The 24,382-nt window shown below is 74.0% G+C and carries 28 protein-coding genes; 14 read left to right on the forward strand and 14 right to left on the reverse strand.

Annotated features, from left to right (window positions below):
* Positions 1 to 109: 109 nt before the first annotated feature.
* On the reverse strand, positions 110 to 520 hold the full coding sequence (locus ACZ4K2_RS10910) for a rodlin (protein WP_467471821.1): 411 nt from the start codon (positions 518 to 520) through the stop codon (positions 110 to 112).
* 299 nt (positions 521 to 819) lie between these two features.
* On the reverse strand, positions 820 to 1,233 hold the full coding sequence (locus ACZ4K2_RS10915) for a rodlin (protein ID WP_467471822.1): 414 nt from the start codon (positions 1,231 to 1,233) through the stop codon (positions 820 to 822).
* Positions 1,234 to 1,506: 273 nt separating this feature from the next.
* Here ACZ4K2_RS10915 and ACZ4K2_RS10920 point away from each other — a divergent pair, with 273 nt between their 5' ends.
* The 4 genes from ACZ4K2_RS10920 (at position 1,507) to ACZ4K2_RS10935 (ending at position 5,013) form a co-directional block, all read left to right on the forward strand.
* Positions 1,507 to 1,920, forward strand: a complete 414-nt coding sequence (locus tag ACZ4K2_RS10920; protein ID WP_467471824.1) for a rodlin — start codon at positions 1,507 to 1,509, stop codon at positions 1,918 to 1,920.
* A gap of 276 nt (positions 1,921 to 2,196) precedes the next feature.
* Positions 2,197 to 2,424, forward strand: a complete 228-nt coding sequence (locus ACZ4K2_RS10925) for a chaplin (RefSeq protein ID WP_467471825.1) — start codon at positions 2,197 to 2,199, stop codon at positions 2,422 to 2,424.
* A gap of 140 nt (positions 2,425 to 2,564) precedes the next feature.
* Positions 2,565 to 3,605 carry a chaplin gene (locus ACZ4K2_RS10930; RefSeq protein WP_467471828.1) on the forward strand — a complete coding sequence of 347 codons (1,041 nt, stop codon included), beginning with the start codon at positions 2,565 to 2,567 and terminating at the stop codon, positions 3,603 to 3,605.
* 193 nt (positions 3,606 to 3,798) lie between these two features.
* Positions 3,799 to 5,013, forward strand: coding sequence for a glycoside hydrolase family 26 protein (locus tag ACZ4K2_RS10935; protein ID WP_467471830.1), 1,215 nt, complete (start codon positions 3,799 to 3,801; stop codon positions 5,011 to 5,013).
* Here the strand turns inward: ACZ4K2_RS10935 and ACZ4K2_RS10940 are convergent.
* The 8 genes from ACZ4K2_RS10940 to ACZ4K2_RS10975 all read right to left on the reverse strand — a co-directional run bounded on the left by ACZ4K2_RS10940 (position 5,010) and on the right by ACZ4K2_RS10975 (position 14,694).
* The gene (locus tag ACZ4K2_RS10940; protein WP_467471832.1) at positions 5,010 to 6,137 is read right to left on the reverse strand and encodes a GNAT family N-acetyltransferase; all 1,128 of its coding nucleotides are present in this window, start codon (positions 6,135 to 6,137) and stop codon (positions 5,010 to 5,012) included. The genes ACZ4K2_RS10935 and ACZ4K2_RS10940 overlap by 4 nt on opposite strands.
* Positions 6,134 to 6,787, reverse strand: a complete 654-nt coding sequence (locus ACZ4K2_RS10945) for a lipopolysaccharide biosynthesis protein (RefSeq protein ID WP_467471834.1) — start codon at positions 6,785 to 6,787, stop codon at positions 6,134 to 6,136. The genes ACZ4K2_RS10940 and ACZ4K2_RS10945 overlap by 4 nt, the downstream gene beginning before the upstream one ends.
* Positions 6,784 to 7,941 carry a glycosyltransferase gene (locus tag ACZ4K2_RS10950; protein ID WP_467471836.1) on the reverse strand — a complete coding sequence of 386 codons (1,158 nt, stop codon included), beginning with the start codon at positions 7,939 to 7,941 and terminating at the stop codon, positions 6,784 to 6,786. The genes ACZ4K2_RS10945 and ACZ4K2_RS10950 overlap by 4 nt, the downstream gene beginning before the upstream one ends.
* Positions 7,938 to 8,699, reverse strand: coding sequence for a polysaccharide deacetylase family protein (locus tag ACZ4K2_RS10955; protein WP_467471838.1), 762 nt, complete (start codon positions 8,697 to 8,699; stop codon positions 7,938 to 7,940). The genes ACZ4K2_RS10950 and ACZ4K2_RS10955 overlap by 4 nt, the downstream gene beginning before the upstream one ends.
* A complete protein-coding gene (locus ACZ4K2_RS10960; protein WP_467471841.1) occupies positions 8,683 to 10,509 on the reverse strand; it encodes a lipid II flippase MurJ in 1,827 nt (608 codons plus the stop codon). The genes ACZ4K2_RS10955 and ACZ4K2_RS10960 overlap by 17 nt, the downstream gene beginning before the upstream one ends.
* 73 nt (positions 10,510 to 10,582) lie before the next feature.
* Positions 10,583 to 11,926, reverse strand: coding sequence for an O-antigen ligase family protein (locus tag ACZ4K2_RS10965; RefSeq protein ID WP_467471844.1), 1,344 nt, complete (start codon positions 11,924 to 11,926; stop codon positions 10,583 to 10,585).
* Positions 11,927 to 11,929: 3 nt separating this feature from the next.
* The gene (locus tag ACZ4K2_RS10970) at positions 11,930 to 13,351 is read right to left on the reverse strand and encodes a sugar transferase (protein ID WP_467471846.1); all 1,422 of its coding nucleotides are present in this window, start codon (positions 13,349 to 13,351) and stop codon (positions 11,930 to 11,932) included.
* On the reverse strand, positions 13,348 to 14,694 hold the full coding sequence (locus tag ACZ4K2_RS10975) for a glycosyltransferase (RefSeq protein WP_467471848.1): 1,347 nt from the start codon (positions 14,692 to 14,694) through the stop codon (positions 13,348 to 13,350). The genes ACZ4K2_RS10970 and ACZ4K2_RS10975 overlap by 4 nt, the downstream gene beginning before the upstream one ends.
* Positions 14,695 to 15,077: 383 nt before the next feature.
* On the opposite strand from ACZ4K2_RS10975, the gene ACZ4K2_RS10980 reads away from it, so the two are divergent.
* The 6 genes from ACZ4K2_RS10980 to ACZ4K2_RS11005 all read left to right on the forward strand — a co-directional run bounded on the left by ACZ4K2_RS10980 (position 15,078) and on the right by ACZ4K2_RS11005 (position 18,944).
* The gene (locus ACZ4K2_RS10980; RefSeq protein WP_467471851.1) at positions 15,078 to 15,317 is read left to right on the forward strand and encodes a chaplin; all 240 of its coding nucleotides are present in this window, start codon (positions 15,078 to 15,080) and stop codon (positions 15,315 to 15,317) included.
* 471 nt (positions 15,318 to 15,788) lie between these two features.
* Entirely contained in the window at positions 15,789 to 16,079 is a 291-nt protein-coding gene (locus tag ACZ4K2_RS10985) for a hypothetical protein (RefSeq protein WP_467471854.1), read from the forward strand.
* Positions 16,080 to 16,283: 204 nt separating this feature from the next.
* The gene (locus ACZ4K2_RS10990; protein WP_467471856.1) at positions 16,284 to 16,775 is read left to right on the forward strand and encodes a DUF5949 family protein; all 492 of its coding nucleotides are present in this window, start codon (positions 16,284 to 16,286) and stop codon (positions 16,773 to 16,775) included.
* A 160-nt stretch (positions 16,776 to 16,935) separates the two neighbouring features.
* Entirely contained in the window at positions 16,936 to 17,451 is a 516-nt protein-coding gene (locus tag ACZ4K2_RS10995) for a hypothetical protein (RefSeq protein WP_467471858.1), read from the forward strand.
* 124 nt (positions 17,452 to 17,575) lie between these two features.
* A complete protein-coding gene (locus tag ACZ4K2_RS11000; RefSeq protein WP_467471860.1) occupies positions 17,576 to 18,094 on the forward strand; it encodes a tyrosinase family oxidase copper chaperone in 519 nt (172 codons plus the stop codon).
* The gene (locus tag ACZ4K2_RS11005) at positions 18,078 to 18,944 is read left to right on the forward strand and encodes a tyrosinase family protein (protein WP_467471862.1); all 867 of its coding nucleotides are present in this window, start codon (positions 18,078 to 18,080) and stop codon (positions 18,942 to 18,944) included. Before ACZ4K2_RS11000 ends, ACZ4K2_RS11005 begins: the two co-directional genes overlap by 17 nt.
* Before the next feature lie 76 nt (positions 18,945 to 19,020).
* Here ACZ4K2_RS11005 and ACZ4K2_RS11010 read toward each other — a convergent pair whose 3' ends face one another.
* The 4 genes from ACZ4K2_RS11010 to ACZ4K2_RS11025 all read right to left on the reverse strand — a co-directional run bounded on the left by ACZ4K2_RS11010 (position 19,021) and on the right by ACZ4K2_RS11025 (position 21,944).
* Positions 19,021 to 19,317, reverse strand: coding sequence for a chaplin (locus ACZ4K2_RS11010; RefSeq protein WP_467471864.1), 297 nt, complete (start codon positions 19,315 to 19,317; stop codon positions 19,021 to 19,023).
* A 567-nt stretch (positions 19,318 to 19,884) separates the two neighbouring features.
* Positions 19,885 to 20,313: a VOC family protein gene (locus tag ACZ4K2_RS11015; protein WP_467471867.1), complete on the reverse strand. Its 429-nt coding sequence runs from the start codon at positions 20,311 to 20,313 to the stop codon at positions 19,885 to 19,887.
* A gap of 377 nt (positions 20,314 to 20,690) precedes the next feature.
* Positions 20,691 to 21,143: a hypothetical protein gene (locus ACZ4K2_RS11020; RefSeq protein ID WP_467471870.1), complete on the reverse strand. Its 453-nt coding sequence runs from the start codon at positions 21,141 to 21,143 to the stop codon at positions 20,691 to 20,693.
* A gap of 39 nt (positions 21,144 to 21,182) precedes the next feature.
* On the reverse strand, positions 21,183 to 21,944 hold the full coding sequence (locus ACZ4K2_RS11025) for a GntR family transcriptional regulator (protein WP_467471873.1): 762 nt from the start codon (positions 21,942 to 21,944) through the stop codon (positions 21,183 to 21,185).
* 79 nt (positions 21,945 to 22,023) lie between these two features.
* Here ACZ4K2_RS11025 and ACZ4K2_RS11030 point away from each other — a divergent pair, with 79 nt between their 5' ends.
* The 4 genes from ACZ4K2_RS11030 to ACZ4K2_RS11045 all read left to right on the forward strand — a co-directional run bounded on the left by ACZ4K2_RS11030 (position 22,024) and on the right by ACZ4K2_RS11045 (position 24,089).
* Entirely contained in the window at positions 22,024 to 22,302 is a 279-nt protein-coding gene (locus tag ACZ4K2_RS11030) for a hypothetical protein (RefSeq protein WP_467471876.1), read from the forward strand.
* Between the two features lie 523 nt (positions 22,303 to 22,825).
* A complete protein-coding gene (locus ACZ4K2_RS11035; RefSeq protein ID WP_467471878.1) occupies positions 22,826 to 23,050 on the forward strand; it encodes a hypothetical protein in 225 nt (74 codons plus the stop codon).
* Complete coding sequence (locus ACZ4K2_RS11040; RefSeq protein ID WP_467471881.1) at positions 23,047 to 23,790, forward strand: GntR family transcriptional regulator; 744 nt, start codon at positions 23,047 to 23,049, stop codon at positions 23,788 to 23,790. Before ACZ4K2_RS11035 ends, ACZ4K2_RS11040 begins: the two co-directional genes overlap by 4 nt.
* Positions 23,787 to 24,089, forward strand: coding sequence for a hypothetical protein (locus ACZ4K2_RS11045; RefSeq protein ID WP_467471883.1), 303 nt, complete (start codon positions 23,787 to 23,789; stop codon positions 24,087 to 24,089). Before ACZ4K2_RS11040 ends, ACZ4K2_RS11045 begins: the two co-directional genes overlap by 4 nt.
* The last annotated feature ends 293 nt before the right edge of the window (positions 24,090 to 24,382 follow it).

Raw genomic sequence — 24,382 nt, forward strand, 5'->3', positions numbered from 1 at the left:
GGAGCCGGTCCCGCGCGCCCCATCGGCCTCTCGCGGACGGGCGCGGGGCGCGGACAGCACGACGGCGGGTCACCGGAGATCCGGTGACCCGCCGTCGTAGCGGTCTCGGTCAGCCGCTGTTCGTGCCGTTGCCGGACAGCGCGGAGATGTCGTCCAGGACGTGCGACAGCGGCTCGTCGCCCTTGGCCTGGGTGGAGTTCTCCGTGCACTGCTGGTTCTGCGGCGCGGACAGGATCGGCACGTCCTGCAGGAGGCCGACGTTGATGAGGCCGACCAGCGACTGGAGGTTCGCCTTGACGGGCAGGCCGACGCACGGCTTGTTCAGCGAGCCCTGGACCAGCGAGAGCTGCGGGCTCTGGTCACCGAAGGTGGCCGAGTTGCCGAACGCCTGGGTGGCGTCGTTGCCGCTGAGCGAGGTGGTGCCGTGGTCGTCACCGATGGCGAGGGCCTGGGGGGCCGCCACACCGGCGAGACCGGCGACAGAGGCGGCAACAGCCGCGGTTGCCCACAGCTTCTTCATGTTCGTTCCCTTTCGAAAGTGCGGACTCCGGGGAGGAGCTGCGTGATCGTCAACGGCGGAAACTCCGCCCGGGTTGCGATGTTTGCCCCGATCGGCGCAGCGTAGTCCGATGAGTGTAAGAACGCCCTCTTCGGTATGGCGTGCGATCCGGCACCCTTCGGCGTGTCGGGCGGGAGCGCGGGCCGGCGGGCGGGGCGCGCGGCACCGGGGAGGGAGCATCGCGGGGGGTACCGGAAAAGGCGGACGGGCCGTCGAAGTGCTCGGCGGCCCGTCGCGGGCCCCGCAGGGCCCGGGGGAACTCAGTGGTTGCCCGTGCCGTTGCCCGACAGCGCGGAGATGTCGTCCAGGATGTGCGACAGCGGCTCGTCGCCCTTGGCCTGGGTGGAGTTCTCCACACACTGCTGGTTCTGCGGCGCGGACAGGATCGGCACGTCCTGGAGGACGCCGACGTTGAGGAGACCGACCAGCGACTGGGCGTTGAGCTTCGCCGGCAGGCCGATACAGGGCTTGTTGAACGAGCCCTGGATGAGCGCCATCTGCGGGCTCATGTTGCCGAACGTGGCGGAGTTGCCGAACGCCTGCGAGGCACCGTTGCCACTGAAGGACGTGGTGCCGGTGTCGTTGCCGATGGCCAGGGCCGGCGACGCGGCTACGGCGGAGGCGCCGACGACGGAGGTGGCGACCGCGGCGACGGCCAGAACCTTCTTGATCACTTGTAATTCCCTTCTGGAGACACCCCGTCCACCGGAGCGTCCTGGTCAACTCCGCCGGGCGGAATCAGTTCCTCTGCTTCACCCCAATGGCCTACACGCGGGCGTCGGTGCGTGTGCGCCGGACGGTGCCGGGCGGTCCCGGGAGATTCCGGGTCCCGGCACGCGGAACTATCCGATCGGGTGACGCCCCGCAACCAATGGGCTACGGCTCGGTTGATGCCAGGGCAGGAACGTGTCCCGGCGATGAGCCAGGACCAGGAAAGGAAAAGCGAAATGCTGAAGAAGGCAATGGCCGCGGCGGCGGTCGCCGCGTCCTTCGTCGGTGTGTCGGCGGCGGCAGCCCCCCAGGCGCTTGCCATCGGCAACGACCACGGCACCACGTCGCTCAGCGGCAACGGTGCCACCGAAGCGTTCGGCAACGCGGTGACCCGGGGCGACATGAGCCCGCAGGCCACCCTGGTGCAGAACTCGCTCAACAAGCTGTGCGTGGGTCTGCCGGCGAAGGCGAACGTCCAGTCGGTGCTGGCCCTGGTCAACGTCGGCATCGCCCAGGACGTGCCGATCCTGTCGGCGCCGCAGAACCAGCAGTGCGCCGAGAACTCCACCCAGGCCAAGGACGACGAGCCGCTGTCGCACATCGCCGACGACATCTCCGTCCTCGCGGGCAACGGCATCGGCAACAACTGATCTACGCCGCTACGGACACCGCCCGGGTGGTGCGGGAATCTCCCCGCACCACCCGGGCGGCATTCGTCTCCCGCCGAAGAAGTGCTTCTCCCATCATCCGCCAAGATGTCAATTCTTTGGGGGCGTTCGAGTGAATTAGCGGTCGGCTCGCGTTCCGAGGGCCCTTCGGCTGTCTATCCCTCGTTCTACAGCCTGCCGGTCATGGTGCGAGCCGTTCCGGCTGTGCTCGCTCGGCTTCGGCCGTCAATGGGCATGACCGCAGAGAAGGGATAGTTCATGAAGAAGAGCGCTGCTGTCGTCGCCGGCGCCGTCCTGGCCCTGGGCGGGGTGACCCCCGCCTTCGCGGACGCGGGGGCCGGGGGCGCCGCCCTCAACTCGCCCGGTGTCCTCTCCGGCAACGTCATCCAGGTTCCGCTGCACGTGCCGCTCAACCTGTGCGGCAACACGGTGGACATCATCGCCCTGCTGAACCCGGCCGGCGGCAACGCCTGCGTCGGCGGCTGACTGCCGCCCGCACGCCGTACCCAGCTTCACCGGCTGCGCACTGGCCGGCCCCGGACCGTCGAGTTCCTCGTTCCGGGGCCGGCCTTCCCACTTCTTGGAGCAGGAAGACCATGAGATTGAGACACCCTCTCCGCAGGGGCATGGCTGTCGCCGCCGTCGCGACCGGCATGCTGTCCTTGTACGGCGGCTCCGCGCTCGCCGACTCCCAGGCGAACGGTGCCACCCAGGGCTCGCCCGGTGTGCTGTCCGGGAACACCGTCCAGATCCCGGTGCACGTGCCGGTCAACGTCTGCGGCAACTCCGTGGACGTGGCCGCCGCGCTGAACCCGGCGCTCGGCAACGCCTGTGTCAACTCGGCGAGTTCGACGACCCAGTCGAGCGGCACGCCCGAGGTCGAACCCGGCGGCACCGGCTCCGGGGACTCCGGCACCCAGCCGGCCCCCGCCCACAGCCCCACCGCCCCACCGCACGCCGAGGAGGAGCCCACCTCGCCCCCGGCGGCCGACGACGAGGAGTCCGAGTCCCCGTCCTACGGTGACGACGAGGAGTCCGGGTCCTCGTCCTACGGTGACGACAAGGAATCCGAGTCCTACGGTGACGACGAGGAGTCCGGGTCCTCGTCCTACGGTGACGACAAGGAATCCGAGTCCTACGGTGATGACGAGGAGTCCCCGTCCCCGTCCCCGTCCTCGTCCTATGGCGACGATGAGGACTCGGACTCCCCGTCCTACGGTGATGACGAGGAGTCCGAGTCCCCGTCCTACGGCGACGACGAGGAATCCCCGTCCCCGTCCTCGTCCTATGGCGACGACGAGGAGACCACGCCTCCTCCGTACGGCGACCACGACAGCACGCCGCCGACCTACGGCGACGACGACAGCACGCCGTCCTCCTACGGCGACGACGACGACTCGTCTTCCTACGGTGACGATGACGACGACACCTCGTCCTACGGTGACGACGACTCGTCCTCCTACGGTGACGACGACAGCACGCCGTCCTCCTACGGCGACGACGACACCTCGCCCCCGTACGGCGGCGAGGACGACCACCCCGGACGGCCGGAGCTCCCGCACACCGGTGGGAACGCCGAGGCCATGATGGCGGCCTCGGCCGCCAGCGCCGCGCTGCTCGCGGCCGGGACGATCCTGTACCGGCGCGGCCGGGCCGCCCGTCGTTGACGCGCAGGGTGCCGGTCCGTGCGCCGGCACCCGCAGCGTCCGGTGGCCGCGAGGCCGCCGGGCGCCCTTCGGCGTCGGACCGGATCCGGCACCCCGCCGTGCCGCCGTACCGGGAGACCGGATGTCAGCAGACCGGCGGGAGCCGGGCCGTCGCACGGCGAGCGGTGCGCGGCGAGTGCGCGAAGGAGCGGGCATGGCTGCACTGCGACGCGGGGCCCGGCCCCGCCGGCCGGTCCTGATCGCGGCATCGGCCGCCGTGGCGGCCGTCCTGGCGTTCGGCACCGGCTTCGCCGCCGACCCGGGAACGGCCCGGGGAACCCCGGCAGCCCCGACCCGCACCACGGCCCCGGCGGCGACCGGGGCCGGCAAGCGCGTCCCGGCCTTCGGGGCGTTCCTCGGTTCCGGGCCCGGCGGGATCGCCGGCATGGCCCGGCTGAGCCTCTGGCTGGGCGGGACCGAGCTGAAGGTCGCCCACACCTACCTGCCCGGCGGCCGCTGGCAGGACATCGAGGGCCCGCCCGGCTTCCTGGACGTGTGGGCGCAGTGGCGGCGGCAGAAGCCGGACCGCACCCTCGTCCTCAACGTGCCGATGCAGGAGCGCAACGAGGAGGGCGTACCGGACGCCCAGGTGCGGCTGTTGCTGCGGCAGGCCGCGGCCGGCGCGTTCGACCGGCACTTCAGGACCCTCGCCGAGCGGCTGGTGAAGCTGAAGGTGCCGGACACGGTCGTCGTCCTCGGCTGGGAGATGAACGGCACCACCTACACCCACCGCTGCGGGCCGGACCCGGGCTCCTGGAAGGCGTACTGGAAGAGGATCGTCACCGCGATGCGGTCGGTGCCGGGGCAGCGGTTCCGGTTCGACTTCGCCCCGAGCCGCGGCCGGGACGCCGTGCCCTGGACCGAGTGCTACCCCGGCGACGGCGCGGTCGACATCATCGGCATGGACTCCTACGACCAGCCGAGCGGGCTGTCCTTCGACGAACAGGTGACGGAGCCCTACGGCCTCCAGCAGCACGTGGACTTCGCGAAGGCCCACGGCAAGCCGATCTCGTACCCGGAGTGGGGACTCTTCCGTAACGGCGACGACGCCGAGTGGATGCGGCGCATGCTCGACTGGATCGACGAGCACGAACCGCTGTACAACACGCTGACCGACTACTGCCCGCACGGCGTGTGGCAGTGCTCGGGCAACCCGCGCGCGGCGCTGGTCTACCGGACGGCCCTGTCCGGCCGCACCGGGCGGCCGGCGCCGGGAGAGCCGGCCACCCCCGCCCCGCCGATCCCGTCCGCGCCGCCCGCCACCCCGCCCCCGGCCGGCTGTTCGCCGCTGGACCTGGGCGACTGGATCGGGTACTGGCTCGGCGGGAAGCCCTGCGCCCGCTCCTCGCGGCGGCCGGAGAAGAGCTAGCGGGCGTCGCGTTCCCGCCACCGGTGCAGCACGTCCCTGCCCCGCTGCCGGGCGGACGCGCCGCCCAGCGCCGCCGTCAGCAGCGGGGCGGTGCGCCGGCGCGCCATCAGGAACCGCTGGTTGACGACCCGCTCGGGCCGCCAGTGGTGCTTGTACGGCTCGTCGCCGCGCAGCAGACTCAGCGTGCCGCACCCGCGGGCGCCGGTGTGCTCGCTGCACGCGTCCAGCAGCATCACCGCCACGTCCGCCTTCCGGTCCCGCAGCCCCGGATGGGCGCCGTAGAGGTAGCCGCCGGCCAGACCGGCCGAGAGCAGGGTCAGGTCGACGGCCACCACCTCGTCGCCGATCCGGAACTCGGTGACCACCGCGTTCCCCGAACGCACCATCGGGCCCACGGCGCGTACCAGGTGCTCACGGAACCGGGGCCGCAGGTGCTCGCTCGTCACCTTCCGCCCGCGCCACTGCAACCGGTGCAGTTCCAGCAGCCGGCCGAGCGCCGCGTCCACGTCCACCGGGTCCACCGCACGCCGGTCCACCCCCAGCGTGCCCAGCCGGCGCAGCTTGGCCCGCACCCGCTGGCCCGACTTGCCCGACGGCAGCCGGGCGATCAGCTCGTCCATGGGCACGGCGGGCAGCTCCAGGCACGGCGAGCCGGGCAATCTGCGGCGCGGCCCGCGCCAGCGGTCGTAGACCCGTTCCACCGCGCCGCCCGGCCGCACCTCGCGGAAGTCGACCAGCGCCGTGCGGGCCGCGTCCGCGAGCGCCTCGGTGAGCGCCCCGGCGGCCCGCCCGTCGTCGCGGTCGTCCAGCAGGACGTCCGTGTAGTCGGAGATCGCCCCGCCGAGCGGCACCAGCGCGGGCACCGGCCGGCCCACCAGCATCAGCGGCGCCGCGGCCACCAGTTCGCGGCCCGCCCGCACCACCGGCACCCTGAGCCGCCCGGGCCGCCCGTACGACAGCCACCACGAGTGCAGCCAGGCGTGGCTCTGGAACGGCGTCGCGGCGGCGCACCGCTCGAACAGCCGCCCCCAGGCCGGGGCCAGCCGCGCGAAGGCGGCCTCACCGGTGACGACCTCGGTGGTGAGGGCGGGAGCAGCGGCGCACGCCGTGGAGAGGGCGGTCACAGCCGGCCGTGCGCGTCGGCGGCGGCGGCCGGTCCGGGCACCGTGGCCCGCCGGGGCTCCTCCGCGGACCGGCGCCCCGGCCGCACCAGCAGCGCGAGGCCCCCGAGCAGCCCGCCCGCGCTCGCCCCGACCAGCCCGCTCACCCCGGCGGACGGCGAGGACGGCTCGGTGGGTCGCACCGCCCGGGTGAACTGGACCAGACCCACGTGGGTCGCCGCCTCGGCGGCGTTCGCGTGCCGGGTGAGCGCGCCGGCCACCGCGTCGGCCATGGCGGCGGCCCGGCCGGGGCGGGACGAGGTCGCGGAGACGGCGACCATGGGGGCGTCCGGCGAGGTCGCGGTGCGCACACCGGCCCGCAGGGTGGCCACCGGCACCCCGGCCCGCGCCTGCGCGTCGCCGAGCACCGCGACCTGGGTGGCGACCCGGCCGTACGCCTGCGCGAACCCCAGCGCGGTGGCCGGGTCGGACCGCTCGCCGGGGACGGCGACGACATAGCTGGTCGCCGTGTACTCGGGGGTGCGCAGCACGCCGTACCCGCCGCCCAGCAGCCCGCCCGCGAGGACGCCGGCCGCCACCAGCGACCAGGGCGGCAGCGCGCGGAGCCGGGAGGAGCGGGAGGTGCCGGGACGCCGGGTGTGGTTCTGGATCACGAGGGGCCGACTTTCTCGGGGGATCGGGACTGCGGGACCGGGTGGGCGAGCGCCGCCGCGTAGACGTCCATGAGCCGGTCGGCGCTGCGGGTGATGCAGTAGCGGCGGGCCGCCTCGGGGGCGTCGCGCGGGCCGGGACCGGCGGCGCGCACCCCGGCGAGCGCGCGGGCGTAGGCACCGGCGTCGCACGGGACGCGCACCGCGTCCGGGGCGGCCCCGGACGGCAGGTCCTCGAGGGCCGGGCAGGAGGTGTAGCGCACCGGCAGCCCGGCGGCCAGCGCCTCCACGACCGCCAGCCCGAACGCCTCCTCCGTGGAGGGGGCGGCGAGCACGTCCATCGCCGAGGCCAGCGCGGGCAGGTCGGGACCGGGCGGGCCGCCGGGCAGGTACGGCCGCTCCCCGGCGAACAGCACCCGGTCGGCGACGCCCGCCCGCCGTGCCGTCCGCCGCAGCGCCTCCTCCTGCGGGCCGCCGCCGACCAGCAGCAGCCGGCAGTCGGCGGGCAGTTCGGCGAAGGCGCGCAGCAGCACGTCGAAGCGTTTGCCGGCGGCGAGCCGGCCGATGCCGCCGACCACGAACGCGTCCTCGGGCAGTCCGAGCGCGGACCGGGTGCGGCGGCGGGCGCCGGGGTCGAAGGCGAAGCGCGCCAGGTCGATGCCGTTGGGCACGACCGCGATGCGCGGTTCGGGCACCCCCCAGCAGGCGAGCCGGGCGGCGACGGTGGGGGAGACGGCGACCGTGGCCCGGCCCAGCCGCTCGCCCAGCAGGTACAGCGCGCGGACCCCCGCGGTGAGCGGCCGGCCCTCCATCTGCGTGGCGCCCAGGGAGTGCTCGGTGGCGACGACGGCGCGGACCCCGGCCAGGCGGGCGGCGATCCGGCCGTACAGGCAGGCCCGGTACAGGTGCGTGTGCACGAGTTCGTACCGGCCGCGCCGGACGATCCGGGCCAGCCGGGGCAGCGCGGCCAGGTCGCGGTTGCCGGCCATGCCGAGGTGGGTCACCCGCACCCCGTCGGCCGCCAGCCCGTCGGCCACCGGCCCCGGCGCGGTCAGCGTCACCACCTCGCACTCCACCGGCAGGTGCCGCAGCAGCAGCCGCAGTTGCTGCTCGGCCCCGCCCACCCCGAGCCCGGTGATGACGTGCAGTACCCTCACCGCGGCCCCCCGACGGGCCGCCTGCGCAGCCGGTGCAGCCGGCGCTTCAGGAACAGGCGTACGGCGGAGTCGTTCTGCCCGATGTGCACCCGCGGCAGTGCGTACGGGCCGTTCAGCCCATCGGGGTCGATGGCGCACGCATAGCCGTACCCGGCCGCCCGTACGGCCTCCACGGCACGCCGGTCGACCGTGCCGTACGGGTAGCAGAAGCCGGTGACCGGGGTGCCGGTCAGCTCCTCCAGCATGCTCCTGCTCCCGGCGGTCTCGGCCGCCAGCAGACGGTCGTCGGCGCGGGTGAGGTCGACGTGGGTGAGGCCGTGGGAGCCGATCTCCATCCCGGCGGCGGCGGCCCGCCGGATGCCGTCGGCCGTCAGCAGCGCCTTGCGGGGGCCCAGCGGGTCCCAGGCGTTGTCCCCGCCGAGCCGACCGGGCAGCACGAAGAGGGTGGCCGTGCACTCCCGGCGCGCCAGCACCGGCAGGGCGTGGCCGAGGAAGTCGGCGTACCCGTCGTCGAAGGTGAGCCCCACCAGGTCCCGGCCCCCGCCCCGCGCCCGGGCGGCCAGCAGCTCGGCCACCGACACCCCGCGCAGCCCCCGCCGCAGCAGCCAGCGCAACTGCTCGTCCAGCCGGTCGGGGGTGACCGTGATGCGGTACGGGTCGTCGGCGCGGTCGCCGACCGAGTGGTACATGGCGATCCAGGGGACCGCGCCGGGGACGGGGGACCGGACGGGCGCCGGGGACTCAACGGAGGACGGCATGGGCGAGCCTTCGGGTGAGGGTGCGTACGGAACGGAGTGCGCCGGCGCAGCCCTGGACGCCCAGGGCGCTGCCGAGGAGGACGAACACGACGGCCACCGTGGCGCCGCCGGCGGCGAGTCCGGCGGGCGGGGCCGGGGACAGGGCGGCCACCGGCCAGCCGGCCGCGGCGGCCCCCACCGCCGCGGCCAGCGGGCGGCCCAGCTCGCGCAGCACGGGCCCGGTGCGCAGGGGCACCCCGCGGCGCCCCGGGCCGGCGAGCAGCAGGACGGCGGTGAGCGTGATGCCGGCGGCGTTGGCGGTGGCGATCCCGGCGACCCCCGCGGAACCGACCGCCCAGGCACCGATCCAGCAGGTCGCGGCGATCCCCGCGGTCATCGCGGCCAGCGGGTACCAGGTGGCGCGGCCCGCCGAGAAGCAGGCGCGGACCAGCACACCGGTCAGGGTCTGGCCGAGCAGCCCGAGCGCGTAGACCCGCATCACCCCGGCGGTCGCCGCGGTGTCCCCGGCCGTGAACGCGCCCCGCTGGAACAGCAGCGCGATCAGCTGCGGCGCGCAGGCCACCACCGCGGCCGTACCGAACAGCACCACGCAGGCGGCGAGCGCCAGGTCCCGCTCCACCCGGTCCCGGGCCCGCTCGGTGTCGCCGTCGGCCAGGGCCCGCGCCACCACCGGGAAGGTGACCGTGCACAGCATCATCGACAGCGTCATCGGGATCTGCGCGACCTTCTGCGCGTAGTTCAGGTGCGAGATGGCCCCGGCGGGCAGTCCGGAGGCGAGGAACCGCTCGACCAGCACCTGGGCCTGCCGGCACAGCGCGAACAGCAGCACGGCGGCCAGCAGTGGCACGTCCAGCGGCTGCGCCGGGCCGGCGCCCGGCACCTCCGGCCGCCGACCTCGGCGACGCAACGCCCGTACCAGCGAGGGAAGCTGGAGGGCCACCATCAGGAAGCCGCCCGCCGCGACCCCGAACGCGGCCGACCGCACGCCCCAGCGGCCGCCGAGCGCGTACATCGCCGTGACGATGCCGATGTTGTGCACGATGTAGATCGCGGCCGGCGCCAGGAAGCGGCGGTGGGCGCGCAGGGCCGCGCTGCAGTACCCGGCGACGCCGAAACTCAGCACACAGGTCGCGGTGAGCCGGGTGCAGTCCACGGCGAGGCCCGGATCGGGCAGCCCCGGCGCGAGCACCTCGACGAATCGGGGAGCGGCCAGCGCCAGCACCGCGCCGGCCGCCGCGAACGCCAGCGACAGCCGGGGCAGGGTGCCGGCGACCAGCGACCGCACGGGGTCCCCGGGCGCGCCCTGCGCCCGCCGGGCCAGGGCCGTGCTGAACGCCGGGACCAGCGCGAAGGCCAGGCCCTCCTCGATGAGCAGCGTCGCCGCGAACTCCGGCACGGTCCACGCCACCAGGAAGGCGTCCGTGTCCCGTCCGGCCCCGAACAGCCGGGCCAGCGACTGGTCCCGCACCAGCCCCAGCAGCGCCGCCGCGACCGCCAGGGAGGCGGTGACGAGGGTGGCCCGGGCGAGGAAGCGCCGGGTGGGCGGGGGAGCGGGGGAGGAGGGGGCGGCGGCCGGGGGCAGGGGCGCGGGGGGCCCGGTGGTGCGGGCCTGGGCGGCCGGGGTGGCGTCCGCCGTGGTGGTGGGGCGCGCCGCGGGGAGGGCGGGTCCGGGGGTGCGGGGGCCCGGTGGCGGGCCCGGCACCGGGACGCGTGCCGTACCGGCGCCTGGCCCGTCCCCCGGTGCGGGGGCCGCCGTGGACGCCCGCTCCGTCTCCGGGCCCGGCGTCCCGCCGGTTCCGCGGCTCGTCATCGTGCCGGCCCCCCGCCCCGCGGGCCGGCACCGGCCGCGCGCCGGCCACCGCGATCGCGGATCGCTGCCCCCGTCATCGTCCGGCCGCCTCCCCCGCCGCCGTACCCGGCCCGGCCGGTGCGGCGGCGCGCTCGCCGCCCACCAGCGCCCACCAGGCGACCAGCCCGAAGCACACCGCCGTCAGCACGGTCGACGGCCCGCCGATGTCGGCGTACCCGAAGTCCACCAACTGCCACACCAGCAGTCCGCAGGCGACCAGCCCGCACTCCACGCCGCGGCCGCCGGACGCACGGGTCCGCCGCAGGCCGCGCAGCGCGCACACCAGCAGCGCGAGCCAGCCGCCCGCCAGGCACAGCAGCCCGATCAGCCCCTGCTCGCCGAGCACCAGCAGGTACATGTTGTGCGGGGAGAGCAGCGGCTGGCGGCGGAAGGCGGCACCCGCGCCCCCGGTGTCGCTGCCCGCGGACAGCGCGAGCGAGGCGTGCCCGTCCCGGTACTCGGGGAACGCCTTCAGGCCGACGCCGGTCAGCGGCCGCTCCCGCCACATGCCGGTGGCCGCGGCCCACATCGTGTACCGGTCGGTGACCGACTGGTCGGGCGCGTCGGTGACCCGGGCGATGCTGTCGATCCGCTCCTGGAGCATCGCCGTACCCACACCCAGCCCGCCCACCAGCACCACGCCCGCGGCCACCGCCGCCGCCCCGACCCGCAGCGCCTGGCGCGGCCCGGACAGGACCAGCTGGACGACGACGGCGACCGCGGTGGCGATCCAGGCGCCCCGGCTGAAGGACAGCGCGAGCGGCACCGACAGGGCGAGCGCGCAGGTGGTGGCGGCCGCCCGCTCGCGCGCCGCGGACCGGCCCAGCGCCAGCCCCACCGCGCAGACCAGCCCGAACGAGACCGCCGTCGCCATGCCCATCACGTCCGCCGTCCCGAAGGTGCCCACCGCCCGGACGTCCTCGCCCTGGTAGGAGGCCCCGGTGCCGGTGACGTACTGGTGCACGCCCAGCGCCCCCTGCCAGCCCGCCAGCGCCACGAACGACCACGCCAGCAGCCGGAAGTCGGCCCTGCCCCGGACGAGGAGCACGACGGCGGCCGGCACCAGGACGAAGACCTGGAGGTAGCGGCCCAGCCCGGCGAGCCCGGCGCCCGGCGACACCGCGTGCAGCGCGGCCAGCGCGAGACCGGCCACCGGCAGGCCCAGGACCACCGCGGCGACCGGGGTCAGCGGCCGGCGGCGCGCGCGCAGCAGCCGTATCGCACAGAAGACGACGACCAGCGCCGACAGCGCGTCGGCGGGCCCCGCCCCGCCGTCACCGCCGGGGGCGAGCGGCAGTGCGAGCAGCGCGACCACGGCGACCACCGGCAGCACCGGGGACAGCCGCGCGGGACGGCGGAGCGGCAGGACGAGGGCCATCGGTCAGCTCCCCGAGGAACGCACGAGCGCGGTTGCGGTGCGCAGCAGGATGCAGACGTCCTGCCACAGCGACCAGTTGTCGATGTAGGCGTTGTCGAAGCGGGCCCGGTCCTCGATGGAGGTGTCGCCGCGCAGCCCGTTGATCTGCGCGAGCCCGGTGATGCCGGTCCGCATCCGGTGCCGGGCCGCGTAGCCCGGGTGCGTCGCGCTGAACCGGCTCACGAAGTACGGCCGTTCGGGCCGCGGGCCGACCAGGCTCATGTCGCCGCGGAAGACGTTCCACAACTGGGGCAGTTCGTCCAGCGAGGTCTTGCGCAGGAACCGGCAGAAGGGGCTCATCCGCCGCTCGTCCGCCACGCTCCACCGGGTGGCCGCCTCCTGCTCGTCCACGGGACGGTGGGTGCGGAACTTCAGCAGCGTGAAGGGGCGGCCGTCCCTGCCGACGCGCTCCTGACGGAACACCACCCCGGGCCCCTCCGTCAGCCGCAGCACCGCCGCGCACGTCAGCAGCACCGGGCCGGCCGGCACCAGCAGCACCCCGGAGACCACCACGTCCAGCAGCCGCTTGCCCGCGCCGCCGCGCCGCCGGGCGCCCGGGTCCAGCCGGCGCACGGCGAACCCGGCGAGCTGGTCGTGCGCCTCGTACGCCGGGGAGTCCGCGTCCACCTCCCACAGCGTGCAGCCCGAGTCGGCGAGCGCCCGCAGCAGCGGCCCCCGCTCGGCCCGTACGGCCGGATGGACGGTCAGGACGACCCGCACCCCGTTCTGGACGAGCGCCCGCTCCACCTCCTCGCCGGTGGTGAGCACCGGCAGCCCGGCGCCGCCCTCGGGGTGCTCCGCGACCACGCCGACCGGCCGCACCCCGCAGCGCGGCCGGCGCAGCAGCGCGGCGGCCACCCGCTGCCCGGTCGCGGCGGGCCCGATCACCAGGGCGGCGCGCGGGTGGCGGAGCAGCGCGACCCGGTGCCGCCAGTGCGCCAGGCCCCGGCCCGTCCCGGCCGCCACCGCGTGCAGCGCGCAGCCCAGCAGCAGGGTCCGGGCGCCGAGCGCGCGCCCGGGGTCGTACGCGGCGAGCAGCGCGGCCAGGCCCAGCCAGGTGACCGCGATCCGCCCGCACACCGCGGGCAGTTCGTCGAGCACACCGGGCACCGGCCGGGCGGAGCGCGGACGCAGCAGCAGCGCCCCGAGGACCAGGGCGGCGACCGGGCCCGGCCGGTGGACGGCGCCGTACAGGGCGGCCCCGCCCGCCAGCGCGGCGCACAGGTCGGCGGCGAGCAGCGGCAGCGGCGACGCGGGCCGCGGGGGCCGGCGCCGCGGCGGGAACCGGAAGCCCCCGGCGGGCCGGGCCGGCCGGACGGAGACGGGCGTGACGCCGTGCCCCCGCCGCGGTGGGCCGGGGGAGGTGACGGTGGTTTCCGCGGTCACGAGTGGATGGACTCCCTGTACTCGGGGGACACGAGCTGGGTCGGCGCGCCGTCCGCCGCCGGGGCGCGGCCGAGGAGTTCGCGGTAGACGGCCGCGATCCGTTCGGCGGTGTGCCGCACGTCGTGCCGGGCCAGTACGTGCCGGCGCCCCTGCTCGCCGAGTGCCGCGCGCAGCGGCGGATCGGCCAGCAGTCCGGTGATCGCCCCGGCGAGCGCGGCGGGGTCCCCGGGCGGCACCGCACAGCGCGCGGCGAGGGCGGGCGGCAGGCTCTCCCGCGCCCCGTCGACGTCGGTGACCACGACGGGCCGGCCGCAGGCCAGCGCCTCCAGCGGAGCGAGCGCCATGCCCTCCCAGCGGGAGGGCAGCACCACCAGGTCGGCGGCCCGGTACCAGGGGACGACGTCGTCCACGGCGCCCGCGAAGCGCACGCCGGGAGGCGCCGCCCGGCGCAGCGCCGCGTGGTCGGGACCGTCCCCGACCAGGACGAGGCGGGCCCCCGGCAGCGCCCGGAGCACGTCCCGCCAGGCGTGCAGGAGGACGTCCTGGCCCTTCTGCCGGCAGAGGCGGCCCACGCAGACGACGAGCGGACCGGCCGCCGCCCCGGCCTCGCCCGCGGGGAATTCGGCGCCGGGGGCGGCCGGGCCCGGCGGGTCGGTCGGTGTCTGCGGGTCGGCCGGTGTCTGCGGAAGCGGCGGGACCGGCGACGCCGACGAGACCGACGAGACCGACGAGACCGACGAGACCGACGAGACCGACGAGGCCGATGAGGCCGATGAGCCCGACGAGTCCGGGGGCGACGGCGTGAAGCGGGTGGTGTCGATGCCGTTCGGGACGACCGTGCAGGGGGCGCGTACTCCGGCACGCAGTCCGGTCGCGCGCTCCGCCTCGCTGACGCAGACCACCCGGTGCGCCCAGCGCGCTCCCCACCGTTCCCAGCGCAGGGCGAGCGCCGCGGTGGGACCGCCGACCGCCTCGAACGACCAGGCGTGCGGCTGGAAGACGGTCGGCAGGCGCCCGCGGACGGCGAGCCGCGCGGCCAGTCCGGCCTTGGCACTGTGCGCGTGCACCAGTTCGGGCCGTACCTCGTCGATCAGCCGTACGAGCCGTCGTACCTCACCGGGTAGGTCGGGGCCCGGTGATCTGACCGCCTGCCAGTCCCGGACGTCGGCACCCAGGTCCCGCAGGCCCGCGGCGAGCGGACCGCCGGGACAGGCGATCGTGACCCGCAGGCCCGCCGCGAGCTGAGCCCGCGCCAGGTCGAGCACGACCCGGGCGACACCGCCGTCGACGGGCTGCGCGAGGTGCAGGACCCGGGACCGCGGGGCGGGTGCTGACTGGTGCATGCGCGGACTACCTCGCTCACGGGGCGCTCGGGACCGCGGCCGTGCACGGTGGCGGTTCCGGATGCCCACGGCGGCGGGGAGCGCGACGGCCCCCGCCGCGTCCGTGGGGGAAACGAGCCGGACGCCCCGCTGGTCACCGCCGTCCGCCGCCGGCGCGCGGAGAAGGGGCGGAGATCGGACACGCCGGAGCCGCCCCGGGACGCCGGCGGACCTCGTAACGGACTGTTCGGTTCCGGTAAGAACCGCTCAACTGTGCGGGAACCGCTCGGACGTCCTGAGGGGACATCACCCCATTGGCGGCACAACCCCCAGGGGTGGGGCGCGTTGACACAACGCCGGGTGTCCGCCCGGCTGTTCGTGTCGATCCCAAGGAGCATTTCTCCATGTCGCGTTTCGCGAAGGGCCTGGTCCTGACCTCCGCCGCCGTCATGGCCGTCGCCGGCGGCGCCGGTGTGGCCGCCGCCGACTCCGGCGCCAGTGGTGTCGCCGCCAACTCGCCGGGCGTGCTGTCGGGCAACGCCGTGCAGATCCCGCTCCACGTGCCGATCAACCTCTGCGGCAACACCATCGACATCGTCGGCCTGCTGAACCCGTCGTTCGGCAACGCCTGCGTCAACGACTGACGTCGGACGCACCCTTTCGAGCGGCCGTACGCCCCGCGCATCCGCCGCGGGGCGTACGGCCGGTTTCGCTCCCCCCGGACGGATCACAGCCCGCGGGCGAGCGGTTGCGGTGTGCCATCGGCGAACTGACGGTGGGCTCAGGTCACACCGTTCACCGAAAGGGACACCAGGCGTGCTCTGCCCGCCCGGCGAGACTGCTCGCCCGGTCACTGGAGAAGGGCAGGCTCCCTGCGGACGAGGCGGGCAGGCTGGGCGCGGCGGCGAAGGAGGCGGTCGCCAAGGCCGCGGCCGAACCTGCCCACGACCGGCTGAGCCCCGAACCGCCCCCGGCCCGGTGAACCATGGAATCCCCGAGGCACCCTCGGGGATTTCATATGTCTTCCGCGCACGGGGTTTCCGGCCCGTCGGGACATCGTTAGGCACGGCGTCAGAACTTCCCGGGTGACGTGAGTTGCCGAAGAAAGGAACACGATGAAGTCCCTGAAGGCTGCCGCCGTCGTTGCCGGTTCCGTGGCCCTGGCCGGCGTCGCCGCGCCGGCGTTCGCCTCCAACGCCACCGACATGCCACCCACCAGCCTCAACGGCGCCGTCAACCGGCTCACCTCGGGCCCCGTCAGCCTCCACGACGCGATGCCGTTGCAGCACCAGTCGAACGCGCTCGACTCCGAGAGCAAGGGTTCCGTCCTCAACGCGGTGAAGGGCGTCACCACCGCACTGAACCAGCACAACCCGCTCCTCGGCGGCCTCCCCCTGCAGAGCTGACGCCACCGGAGCCGACGCCACGCCCGGAGGCCGCCGCCCGGCACCCGGCAGACGGAGTGACAGGAGGCCGGTACCGCACGCGCGGTACCGGCCTCCGGCATGTTCGAGGCCCCGTACCTCGAACGTGTGGCACAGCCGGGGGCACTCCTCCGTAAGGGTGAGAAGCGGCCCGGCGGCGCGCGGGGGCGTCGGTATGGTCGCGCGGTGACCTCAACCCCCACCGAATTCCGTCCCGCCGAGCTCGGCACGCTCGTCGTCCTGGCCTGGAGCGGCGAGGCCCCCGACGGCTCCGACATGCCCTACCTGCTGGCCTACTCCCTCGGCGACACCGCGGGCGGCCCGGAGTCGACCGCCGCCGCGGTCCGGCAGCTCCTGGAGCGCAACGGCCTGCCGCTCGGCGGCGAGCCGATCGACGGGACCGGCCGGCCCAGCCTCCCGGTGAGCCTGCTGGTCGAGGCCGGCCAGGCCGTCGTCCGGATGCCCCAGCTGGTCGCCCAGGCCGACGCCCCGCCGGAGTGGCTCGCCGCCGTCCGGAACCGCGGCTACGCCTACCTCGTGTTCACCACCCGCGCCTGGCCCGAGGCGGAACCCGGCAAGGTCGTCGAGCCGGCCGCGCTGGCCGAGTTCGCCGGCGCCGAGGAGACCCTCCGGGCCGCCGCCCACGTCGTCCTGCCGGCCACCAGCCTGCGCGGCTGACACCGTCCCGGTGCGATGTCCGGACGAGCCGACCCGCACCGGCCGGCTGTGACCAGCCGACTATTACGGCGACCGGGGGAATGGTGAACAGGCGGCCGGACACAACTCGTTACGCGGTACGGACGACCAACCCCCCATCCTGAAAGGGACCGTACCTGCCATGAAGCCGACCACCCGAATCACCTTCGCAGCCGTCATCACGGGCGTCACGGCCGCCGTGGGAGCCGCGGCCACCCCCGCAGCCGCGGTCGGCGCGGTCCCGGTCCCCGTGCCGCTGGACGGCGTCTCCCACTCCCTGGGCGTGCCGATGCCCCGGGCCGGCCTGGAACTGCCGCTGCTGACGCCGGGCGCGCCCGACGGCCCGCGGTACGCCACCGGGCGGCTGCTGCCCGGCCACACCGCGCCCCGGCTGCCCGTCACGGGCGCCCTGCCCGGCGCCGGCCTGCGGGCACCCCTGCCGCACCTCCTCGGCGACCGGTTCGACCACGTCGGCCTCGACGCCCCCGCCTCCGACCTGCGCACCGTCGGTCCCGGCCTGGACGTGGACGCCCCGCTGAGCCGGCCGAACCCGGACGCGTTCGGCCTCCCGGGCCTGCGGGCACCCCGGGCCGGCGTCCTCGCCCCGGCCCTGCGGACCGCGGCCGGCGCCGGCCTCGGCACGGGCCCGGGGCTGTAGCCGGCCGGCCACCGTACCGCCGTACGGCTCCCCGGCCCGCCGCCGTATGGCTGCTCCGCGGTGACCCCGTGCCCTCCCGGCCGGTTAGCCGGTACGGACAGCTGAAACCGGAGGAGGAGCGAGCATGGTGGTCGGTGTCGGAGGAGTCGCGGTGGGCGCGCAGGAGCGGGGCGCGCCGAGGAAGGCCAGACCGTCCCGGCGGGAGATGGCGCGGGGGCTGCTGGCCTCCGCCGCCGCACTGGCGCTGACCCCGGTCATCGCCGCCTCCCGGCCTCTTCCCCCGGCCGGCCGGGCCGAGCACGGTTTCTTCGACGAGGTCTACCGTGGCCGCCGCCTGCGAGGGATCCTGATGCCCGTCGCGGGCCGCGCGGTGGCCGATCGCGAGTGGCACATCACGATCGACGGCAGCCCCCTGCACCTGATGCGCCGGGCCGACGGCACGTGGCTGACCATGGTCGACCACTACACGTCGTACCCGACACCGCTGGCGGCGACCCGGGCGGCCGTGGACGAGATCGGGCCCGGGCGGCGGCTGCGCGACCTGGCGCCGGGCCGGCTCGGCGGCGAGCCGGCCGGCACCCACCCGCACAGCGGTATGCCGGCCGGCATGGGGATGGGAGGCGGGCATGACGTACGTGCGTAAGGATGCCGGCACGCTGACCGCCACCGAGCGGCGCCGGTTCGTGAACGCGCTGCTGGAGCTGAAACGGCGCGGTGAGTACGACGAGTTCGTGCGCATGCACATCGACTTCTACGCCCCGGACGGGGAGACCGGGCTGCGCAGCGCCCACATGGCGCCGTCCTTCCTGCCCTGGCACCGCAGGTTCCTGCTGGAACTGGAGCGGGCCCTGCGCCGGATCGACTCCTCGGTGACGGTGCCGTACTGGGACTGGACCCGGAACCGTTCGGCGACGTCCCTGCCCTGGACCGCCGACCTGCTCGGCGGGACCGGCCGGCGGTCCGACCGCCAGGTGACGACGGGGCCGTTCGCCTACGCGGCGGGCCACTGGACCATCAACGAGGGCGTCACCGACGGCCGGTTCCTCACCCGGGACCTGGGCCGCCCGGCCGCCCCCATCCAACTGCCCACCCCGGGCGAGCTGCAGGCCGCGCTCGACGATCCCCTGTACGACGCGTGGCCGTGGGACTCGACCGTGCGCAAGGGCTTCCGGAACAAGCTGGAGGGCTGGGGGAGCGGCAGCGGCAGCGCCTCCTGGCTCAACCACAACCGGGTGCACCGCTGGGTCGGCGGCGCGATGCTCGGCGGCGCGTCCGTCAACGACCCGGTGTTCTGGCTGCACCACGCCTTCCTCGACCTCCAGTGGTACCGCTGGCAGCAGGCCCACCGCAGCCACCGCTACCTGCCGGCCGAGCCGCCCGGCGCCGGGGACGCCCAGCGCGGGCGGGTCGTCGCCCGGCACGAGAAGCTGCCGCCGTGGAGCGAGACGCCGGACCAGTTGGAGGACATGAGCGCGGTCTACCGGTACGCGTGAGCACGCGTCCCGCGGACACGGCGAGAGCCCCGGCGCCTGGAGCGCCGGGGCTCTCGCCCGTCGGGTGCCGGACGGCTCAGTCGCCGTAGCCGCCGTCCTCGTGGGAGCCGGGGTTGCCGGGCGTGGCGTGGTGGCTGACGTTGGCGCAGGCGTTGCCGAAGGCCGGGTTCAGCAGGGCGATCACGTCGACGGTGTTGCCGCACACGTTGACCGGGATGTGGATGGGGGCCTGCACCAGGTTGCCGGACAGCACACCGGGCGAACCGGTGGCCGCGCCGAGGGCGCCCGCGTCGGCCATGGCGAGCCCGGACCCACCGACCAGCACGGCACCGGTGCCGAGGGCGACAGCGGCTGCCTTCGCGATGCGAGACATCACGTACTCCTTATGTAGCTCGGGAAGCGCGGCGGCGAACCGGCCGCCACACGTCCCGTTCAACGTCGGCGTGCCGGGCGGGTCACGGTGGCCGGCCGCGGATCACCCTTTCAACGGCAGGCCACTGGGCCGGACGGTCAGGACCCCCGCCGCGGCGGGGCCCCCGCCGGGTACACCTGGATGTCCGCCACCGCCCGGCCGCAGTACGTCGGGTGGTCGGCGGGCCCGCGGGCCGCCTGTCCCGCGCGCGGCCCGGGTGGCGGGCTTACCCGTGGGGCGAGGGCGGGGCCGGACCGGGCTGACGGGGCGCGCTCCGGGTACCCGCCCGGCATGCTCGCTCTCGTCGCCTACAACCGGTACCACGGCGCAACGACCGTATGGGCGTTCGTCGTCTCGATCCTCATCGTGCTCGCGGTCGGCTGGTACATCCGACACCGGGGGTGACCGCGCACGGCCCTCGAACAGGCCCCTGCGCGAACCGCCATCTCCGGGCGATCCCCGGCTGGTTGCCGTCCCTCGCCCTCCGCCCCGGCGGCCGGGGCAGGGCGACGGCACGTGCGCGGCCGCTCAGTCGATGCAGAACTCGTTGCCCTCGATGTCCAGCATCGGGATGCACGCGTCGTTGCCGTCGTACAGCGTGCGCACGTGCACCGCACCGAGCGGGACCAGCCGTGCGCGTTCCGCCTCCAGTGCGGCGAGGCGCTCCTCCCCCACGAGTCCGGTGCCGACCCGCACGTCGAGGTGCACCCGGTTCTTGGCGGCCTTCCCCTCGGGGACCCGCTGGAAGTACAGCCGCGGGCCCACACCCGAGGGATCGACGCAGGCGAACCAGGAGTCCCGCTTCTCGGGTGGCTGCGCGCTCCGGTACTCGTCCCACGTGGCGAACCCAGCCGGTGGCGGCGGTATGACGTACCCCAGCACCTCGCACCAGAAGCGGGCGAGCCGCTCGGGTTCCGCGCAGTCGAAGGTGACTTGGAACTTCTTGGCCGGTGTCATCCGGCAACTGTAAGCGCGCGTGCCGGCGCCGGGGCTCCCGGGCGAGGCGGGCACGGCACCGGCCGTGCGGGATCTCCGGCCGGGTGCCGGGCACGATGGTGATCAAGTCGCAGGCGTCCGTGGGCGCAGGCGCTTGCTCTCACCGCGACGTGCGTCCGGACACGAAGCAGCCCCTCACGCGTTTCCGCAGATGAGAGGCTATGTGCGCCCCCGGCAGGACTCGAACCTGCGGCCAAGCGCTTAGAAGGCGCTGGGTGGAATCACCGGTGCACGCATCCTGACCTGGGCACTCGTGTTGCTCGGTCAGCTAGAAGGACACCCTTCGACACACATTCGACAGGCCGTCGCTAGGCCCCCTCTCGCGGTGGCACCCGCAGCTACCCTTCTTGGAGCTCAGTCCGCATGAGTTCCCCGAACTCCCTGACAAGCCGCTGCATCGTGTCCAGGTCGTTGGCCTCTGTGGCCACCTGCCATGCCTCAGCGAAGTGGCGGGCCTCCTCGCTGCCGAACGCGTGCAGGGCGATGAGGGCCTCCATGCTCATTTCGATGCGTTTGGTCTTCGTCCAATACTGCTCGACTTCTCGGAGCTTCTCGGTCTTGCCGGACCGTTCGTACCTCAGGCGGCGCACGTCGAGGACGGCTACGCGGAGTGCTTCGAAGTAGGCATTGCGCCGCTCCTTTCGTAGGTAAGTGTGCCGCTCGGCTTCTCGCGACTGCGCAACCATGCGTTCTGCATGTGCTCTACCTTGCGCTCCGGCGAGCCACGTGAAGGTGACTCCGAGGGCTCCTGAGAGTCCGGTGACCACGGCGGGAATCCACTCCGATGCCATGCACTCATCCTGCCCGGATGAGTCAGCACCCAAGAGGATCTAGAGCTGGCGGTTGATCGGAATCTCGTAGACGATCTCGCAGTGAGCGGCGGGCACCACGATGTCCGCCGTCTCCACGGGCCGCCCCTCGTCGCTGTAGTACGTCCGCCGGATGTGCGTGACGAGCGCGGCCTTCTGGATGCCCAGGAGTGACGCCTCCTCGGCGGTCGCCTGCCTCGGCTCAGGCTGCTCCACGGCGTGGCTGACGGTGACACCGATCGCGGCCATGCGGTTCACGACCCCAGCCCCGGCGTGCGGCCCTCCCTCCGGGAGGACAACAAGAGTGCCGGCGGTGAGGTCGTACGGCTCCCAGCTCGTGGACAGCTGCACCGGCCTGCCGTCGGCCAGGAACTCGTACGTGGTCCGGACGCACAGGTCGCCCTCGGCGATGCCGAGCCGCGCCGCGATGTCCGCCGGAGCCGGCACCTTGGCCTCGGTCCGGCTCTCCCAATCCCCTTGCCTGCCCACGGCCTTCATGTCCGCCCGAAACGGAGACCCGTCGGGCCGCTCCCGCGCGGACGAACGGACCACCCGCACCCGCTGCCGGGGCTCGGCGACGTACGTACCTGAACCGGCGCGGCCCTCCAGCACACCCTGGGAAATCAACAGCTCCTGCGCCCGACGGACCACGTTCTCGCCGACCCCGTACTCCTGGCCGATCTGGGCGCGGGACGGCAGACGGTCCCCGGGCTCCCATACGTGCTCCGCGATCCGGCGCCGGAGTTCGTCGGCGATGCGGAGATAGGGCGGCTGCTCAGGCATATGGAAAATCTAGTCCACTAGCTCTAATCTAGTTAACTAGCTTCACTGAAAGTGATCGCCGGTTGACGGAGGCTGCCCTGTGCCCGCTTCGGGATCTCGCGTGGTGGCCATCGTCGCCCGGCTGTCCGACGTCGGGCTTCCCACGCGTGTGGAGGAGTACGACCGCTACACGTCGATCGAAGCGGAGATACCGGAAGCGCTCTCCGCCGACTTATGGCGGGAGGCCCTGGAAGCGGTGGCCGAGGCCGATCGGTTCGGACTCCTCGCCACCAGCCTGAACGGCCGCACCCTCTGGGCGGTCGTACACAAAGCGGTCCCCGCGACGGGCGATGTCGGGGGACCGAGCCATCAGCGATAGGAGCTGAGCAGCGTGCTCAACCGTATCCGCCGTGCCGTCTCGCTCGCCAGAGCGCGGTACGCCCCCAAGGGCAGGCACCGCCGCCCCTTAACGACGTTCCGCTCGACGGTGGTCCCAGTCTGCCCGCCGTCCGCCGATGCGTCGAGGCGGCCACTGGGCCGGGTGTCCGACATCGCCAACCATCGACTCCCGCTCGCAGGGGAGGACAACGCACTCGTCCGCCCCTACGTGCTGGCCTGGGAGCAACGAGTACGGCCACGAGCGGTGGTCGTCGCTTCCCACCTACCGGCTGAAGCCTGGTCGACCCTGGCGGGGGCCTGCTGATGTCTCCACGCCAACAGCTTCGCGTCACCGACGCCTCGGCCGTCCCCTACCGGTCGACCGCCTGCCGTATCGGCACACACCCGATCTGCACGGAGTCCTCTCCCGTCTCCGCGCCGATCGACCTGCCGGTTGTCTACGAGACGTGCGCGTGCCCGTGTCACTCGATCCCGGGCCACTCAGAGCCCAGGGAGGTGCAGCGATGAGCGGCTGGGCACCGGGCGGCGCGCTGGTCTCCACGGTCGAGATCACGGCGACCACCGTGCAGCGGGGCGACGTTATTCAACTGGGCGGCAGAGCGTGCCGGGTCATGGACCTCTTCCAACTCCCCCAAGGGGCCAAACGACTTCTCTTCGAGTCGGGCGAGCTGCTGACCATACACACGCGAACCCGGCTCGCTGCCGTTCGCGTGATGAGAAGGCGGTGACCCGGTCCGTGCCTTCACGCCATCACGACATCACCGACGATCTCCGGCGCCAGATCACAACCGGCGCAGTCAAACCGGGTGAACGCCTGCCGTCCGAGACAGACCTCGCCGACCGATACAAGGTCAGTACGGCCACACTGCGAAGTGCTCTTGCAGTCCTCCAGGGCGAAGGTCTTGTCGAGAAGATCCACGGCAAAGGCAACTTCGTCCGCCGCTGCCTCCGCAAGATCGTGTACGTCGGGGGGTGGGGAACGCTGGATCCATGGACGGCCGCAGAAGCGGCCATGCGTGTCACTGTTCGTACCACCACCGTGCAGGCGGACGGCCATCTGACGACCTTGCTGAGGGTGCCGACAGGCAGCCCTCTCGCTGAGTTCTTCTGCATCAGCCACGAGGGAGACTCACCACACGGTCTGGCCCGCATCTACATCCCGCGCGACCTGGCACCGGCCGGCGTGCTGGGCGACGACTCCTCGTGGCGGGACACGGCCACGCGATTCGCCATCCTGGGCTCCGCACCGGCAACCGTCCGGGAGACGGTATGCGCTCGTCCACCGACACCGGACGAGGCATCCGCCCTCCGGATCGGCCCAACGGCGGCAGCCCTCGCGATCACACGGGTCGCGACCGACTCCACCGGCCGAGTCGTCGAGGCTGCGCTACTCGTGTTCCCAGGGGATCGAGTCGACGCGGTCTTCACCACCCACAACGTGACTGATGAGAGGCAAACCCAACGATGACGGCACCGAACGAACTGCGACTCCTCCCGTGGTCGGGGCCGGAAGGGAAGCCCTGCTACTTGGACACCGACGACAAGGCCGGCTACATGTCCCGCCTGGCGGACAACATCGAAGCGGTGCAACTGGGTACGGCGGCCGAGTTGCTGGAGCATGCCTCCGCCACTCTGGACGACCAGGGCGCCAGCCTGGAAGACATACAACGGCTGGCGAGGGAACTGACCAGGGCGTTGCGGGACGTTCTCCGCGTTGCAGTTAGCCGTGGTCACCTCCTGGCGGTGAGCGACCCTCATCGACCCTGAAGGGGGTCGCTGCGTCGTCCCAGAGGCTGAGGCAGCTTCCTCTGCTGCGGCCTGCTGGGTGCGACGTGAGATGCCGGTCTCCTGACCGTCGGTCCCGCCGAACAAGAAGCCCGACGAAGCCCACGGTTTTGAACACCATGCCGTGGGCTTCTGCCATGCGGGGTTGGCCTCGGACGGCCCGGAGATGGCTCGGCCGCCGCAGCGCGCCTCGCTTTGCCATCGCCCTGGTCGGGGCTTGCCTCGTGAGCCAGAGCCACAACTGGTTGCCGCTGTCCAGGGTCGCTGATGTAAGC

This window comes from Streptomyces sp. NPDC025833, from assembly GCF_055558055.1.

Bases quoted from the DNA above. Each gene is read 5' to 3' on its own strand.
- ACZ4K2_RS10965 (WP_467471844.1), bottom strand. From the start codon at position 11,926: ATGGCCCTCGTCCTGCCGCTCCGCCGTCCCGCGCGGCTGTCCCCGGTG.
- ACZ4K2_RS11025 (WP_467471873.1), bottom strand. From the start codon at position 21,944: ATGCCTGAGCAGCCGCCCTATCTCCGCATCGCCGACGAACTCCGGCGC.
- ACZ4K2_RS10985 (WP_467471854.1), top strand. From the start codon at position 15,789: ATGAAGTCCCTGAAGGCTGCCGCCGTCGTTGCCGGTTCCGTGGCCCTG.
- ACZ4K2_RS10975 (WP_467471848.1), bottom strand. From the start codon at position 14,694: ATGCACCAGTCAGCACCCGCCCCGCGGTCCCGGGTCCTGCACCTCGCG.
- ACZ4K2_RS10960 (WP_467471841.1), bottom strand. From the start codon at position 10,509: ATGACGAGCCGCGGAACCGGCGGGACGCCGGGCCCGGAGACGGAGCGG.
- ACZ4K2_RS10955 (WP_467471838.1), bottom strand. From the start codon at position 8,699: ATGCCGTCCTCCGTTGAGTCCCCGGCGCCCGTCCGGTCCCCCGTCCCC.
- ACZ4K2_RS10930 (WP_467471828.1), top strand. From the start codon at position 2,565: ATGGCTGTCGCCGCCGTCGCGACCGGCATGCTGTCCTTGTACGGCGGC.
- ACZ4K2_RS10995 (WP_467471858.1), top strand. From the start codon at position 16,936: ATGAAGCCGACCACCCGAATCACCTTCGCAGCCGTCATCACGGGCGTC.
- ACZ4K2_RS11015 (WP_467471867.1), bottom strand. From the start codon at position 20,313: ATGACACCGGCCAAGAAGTTCCAAGTCACCTTCGACTGCGCGGAACCC.
- ACZ4K2_RS10920 (WP_467471824.1), top strand. From the start codon at position 1,507: ATGCTGAAGAAGGCAATGGCCGCGGCGGCGGTCGCCGCGTCCTTCGTC.
- ACZ4K2_RS10980 (WP_467471851.1), top strand. From the start codon at position 15,078: ATGTCGCGTTTCGCGAAGGGCCTGGTCCTGACCTCCGCCGCCGTCATG.
- ACZ4K2_RS10910 (WP_467471821.1), bottom strand. From the start codon at position 520: ATGAAGAAGCTGTGGGCAACCGCGGCTGTTGCCGCCTCTGTCGCCGGT.
- ACZ4K2_RS11035 (WP_467471878.1), top strand. From the start codon at position 22,826: ATGAGCGGCTGGGCACCGGGCGGCGCGCTGGTCTCCACGGTCGAGATC.
- ACZ4K2_RS11045 (WP_467471883.1), top strand. From the start codon at position 23,787: ATGACGGCACCGAACGAACTGCGACTCCTCCCGTGGTCGGGGCCGGAA.
- ACZ4K2_RS11010 (WP_467471864.1), bottom strand. From the start codon at position 19,317: ATGTCTCGCATCGCGAAGGCAGCCGCTGTCGCCCTCGGCACCGGTGCC.
- ACZ4K2_RS10925 (WP_467471825.1), top strand. From the start codon at position 2,197: ATGAAGAAGAGCGCTGCTGTCGTCGCCGGCGCCGTCCTGGCCCTGGGC.
- ACZ4K2_RS11000 (WP_467471860.1), top strand. From the start codon at position 17,576: ATGGTGGTCGGTGTCGGAGGAGTCGCGGTGGGCGCGCAGGAGCGGGGC.
- ACZ4K2_RS11005 (WP_467471862.1), top strand. From the start codon at position 18,078: ATGACGTACGTGCGTAAGGATGCCGGCACGCTGACCGCCACCGAGCGG.
- ACZ4K2_RS11020 (WP_467471870.1), bottom strand. From the start codon at position 21,143: ATGGCATCGGAGTGGATTCCCGCCGTGGTCACCGGACTCTCAGGAGCC.
- ACZ4K2_RS10935 (WP_467471830.1), top strand. From the start codon at position 3,799: ATGGCTGCACTGCGACGCGGGGCCCGGCCCCGCCGGCCGGTCCTGATC.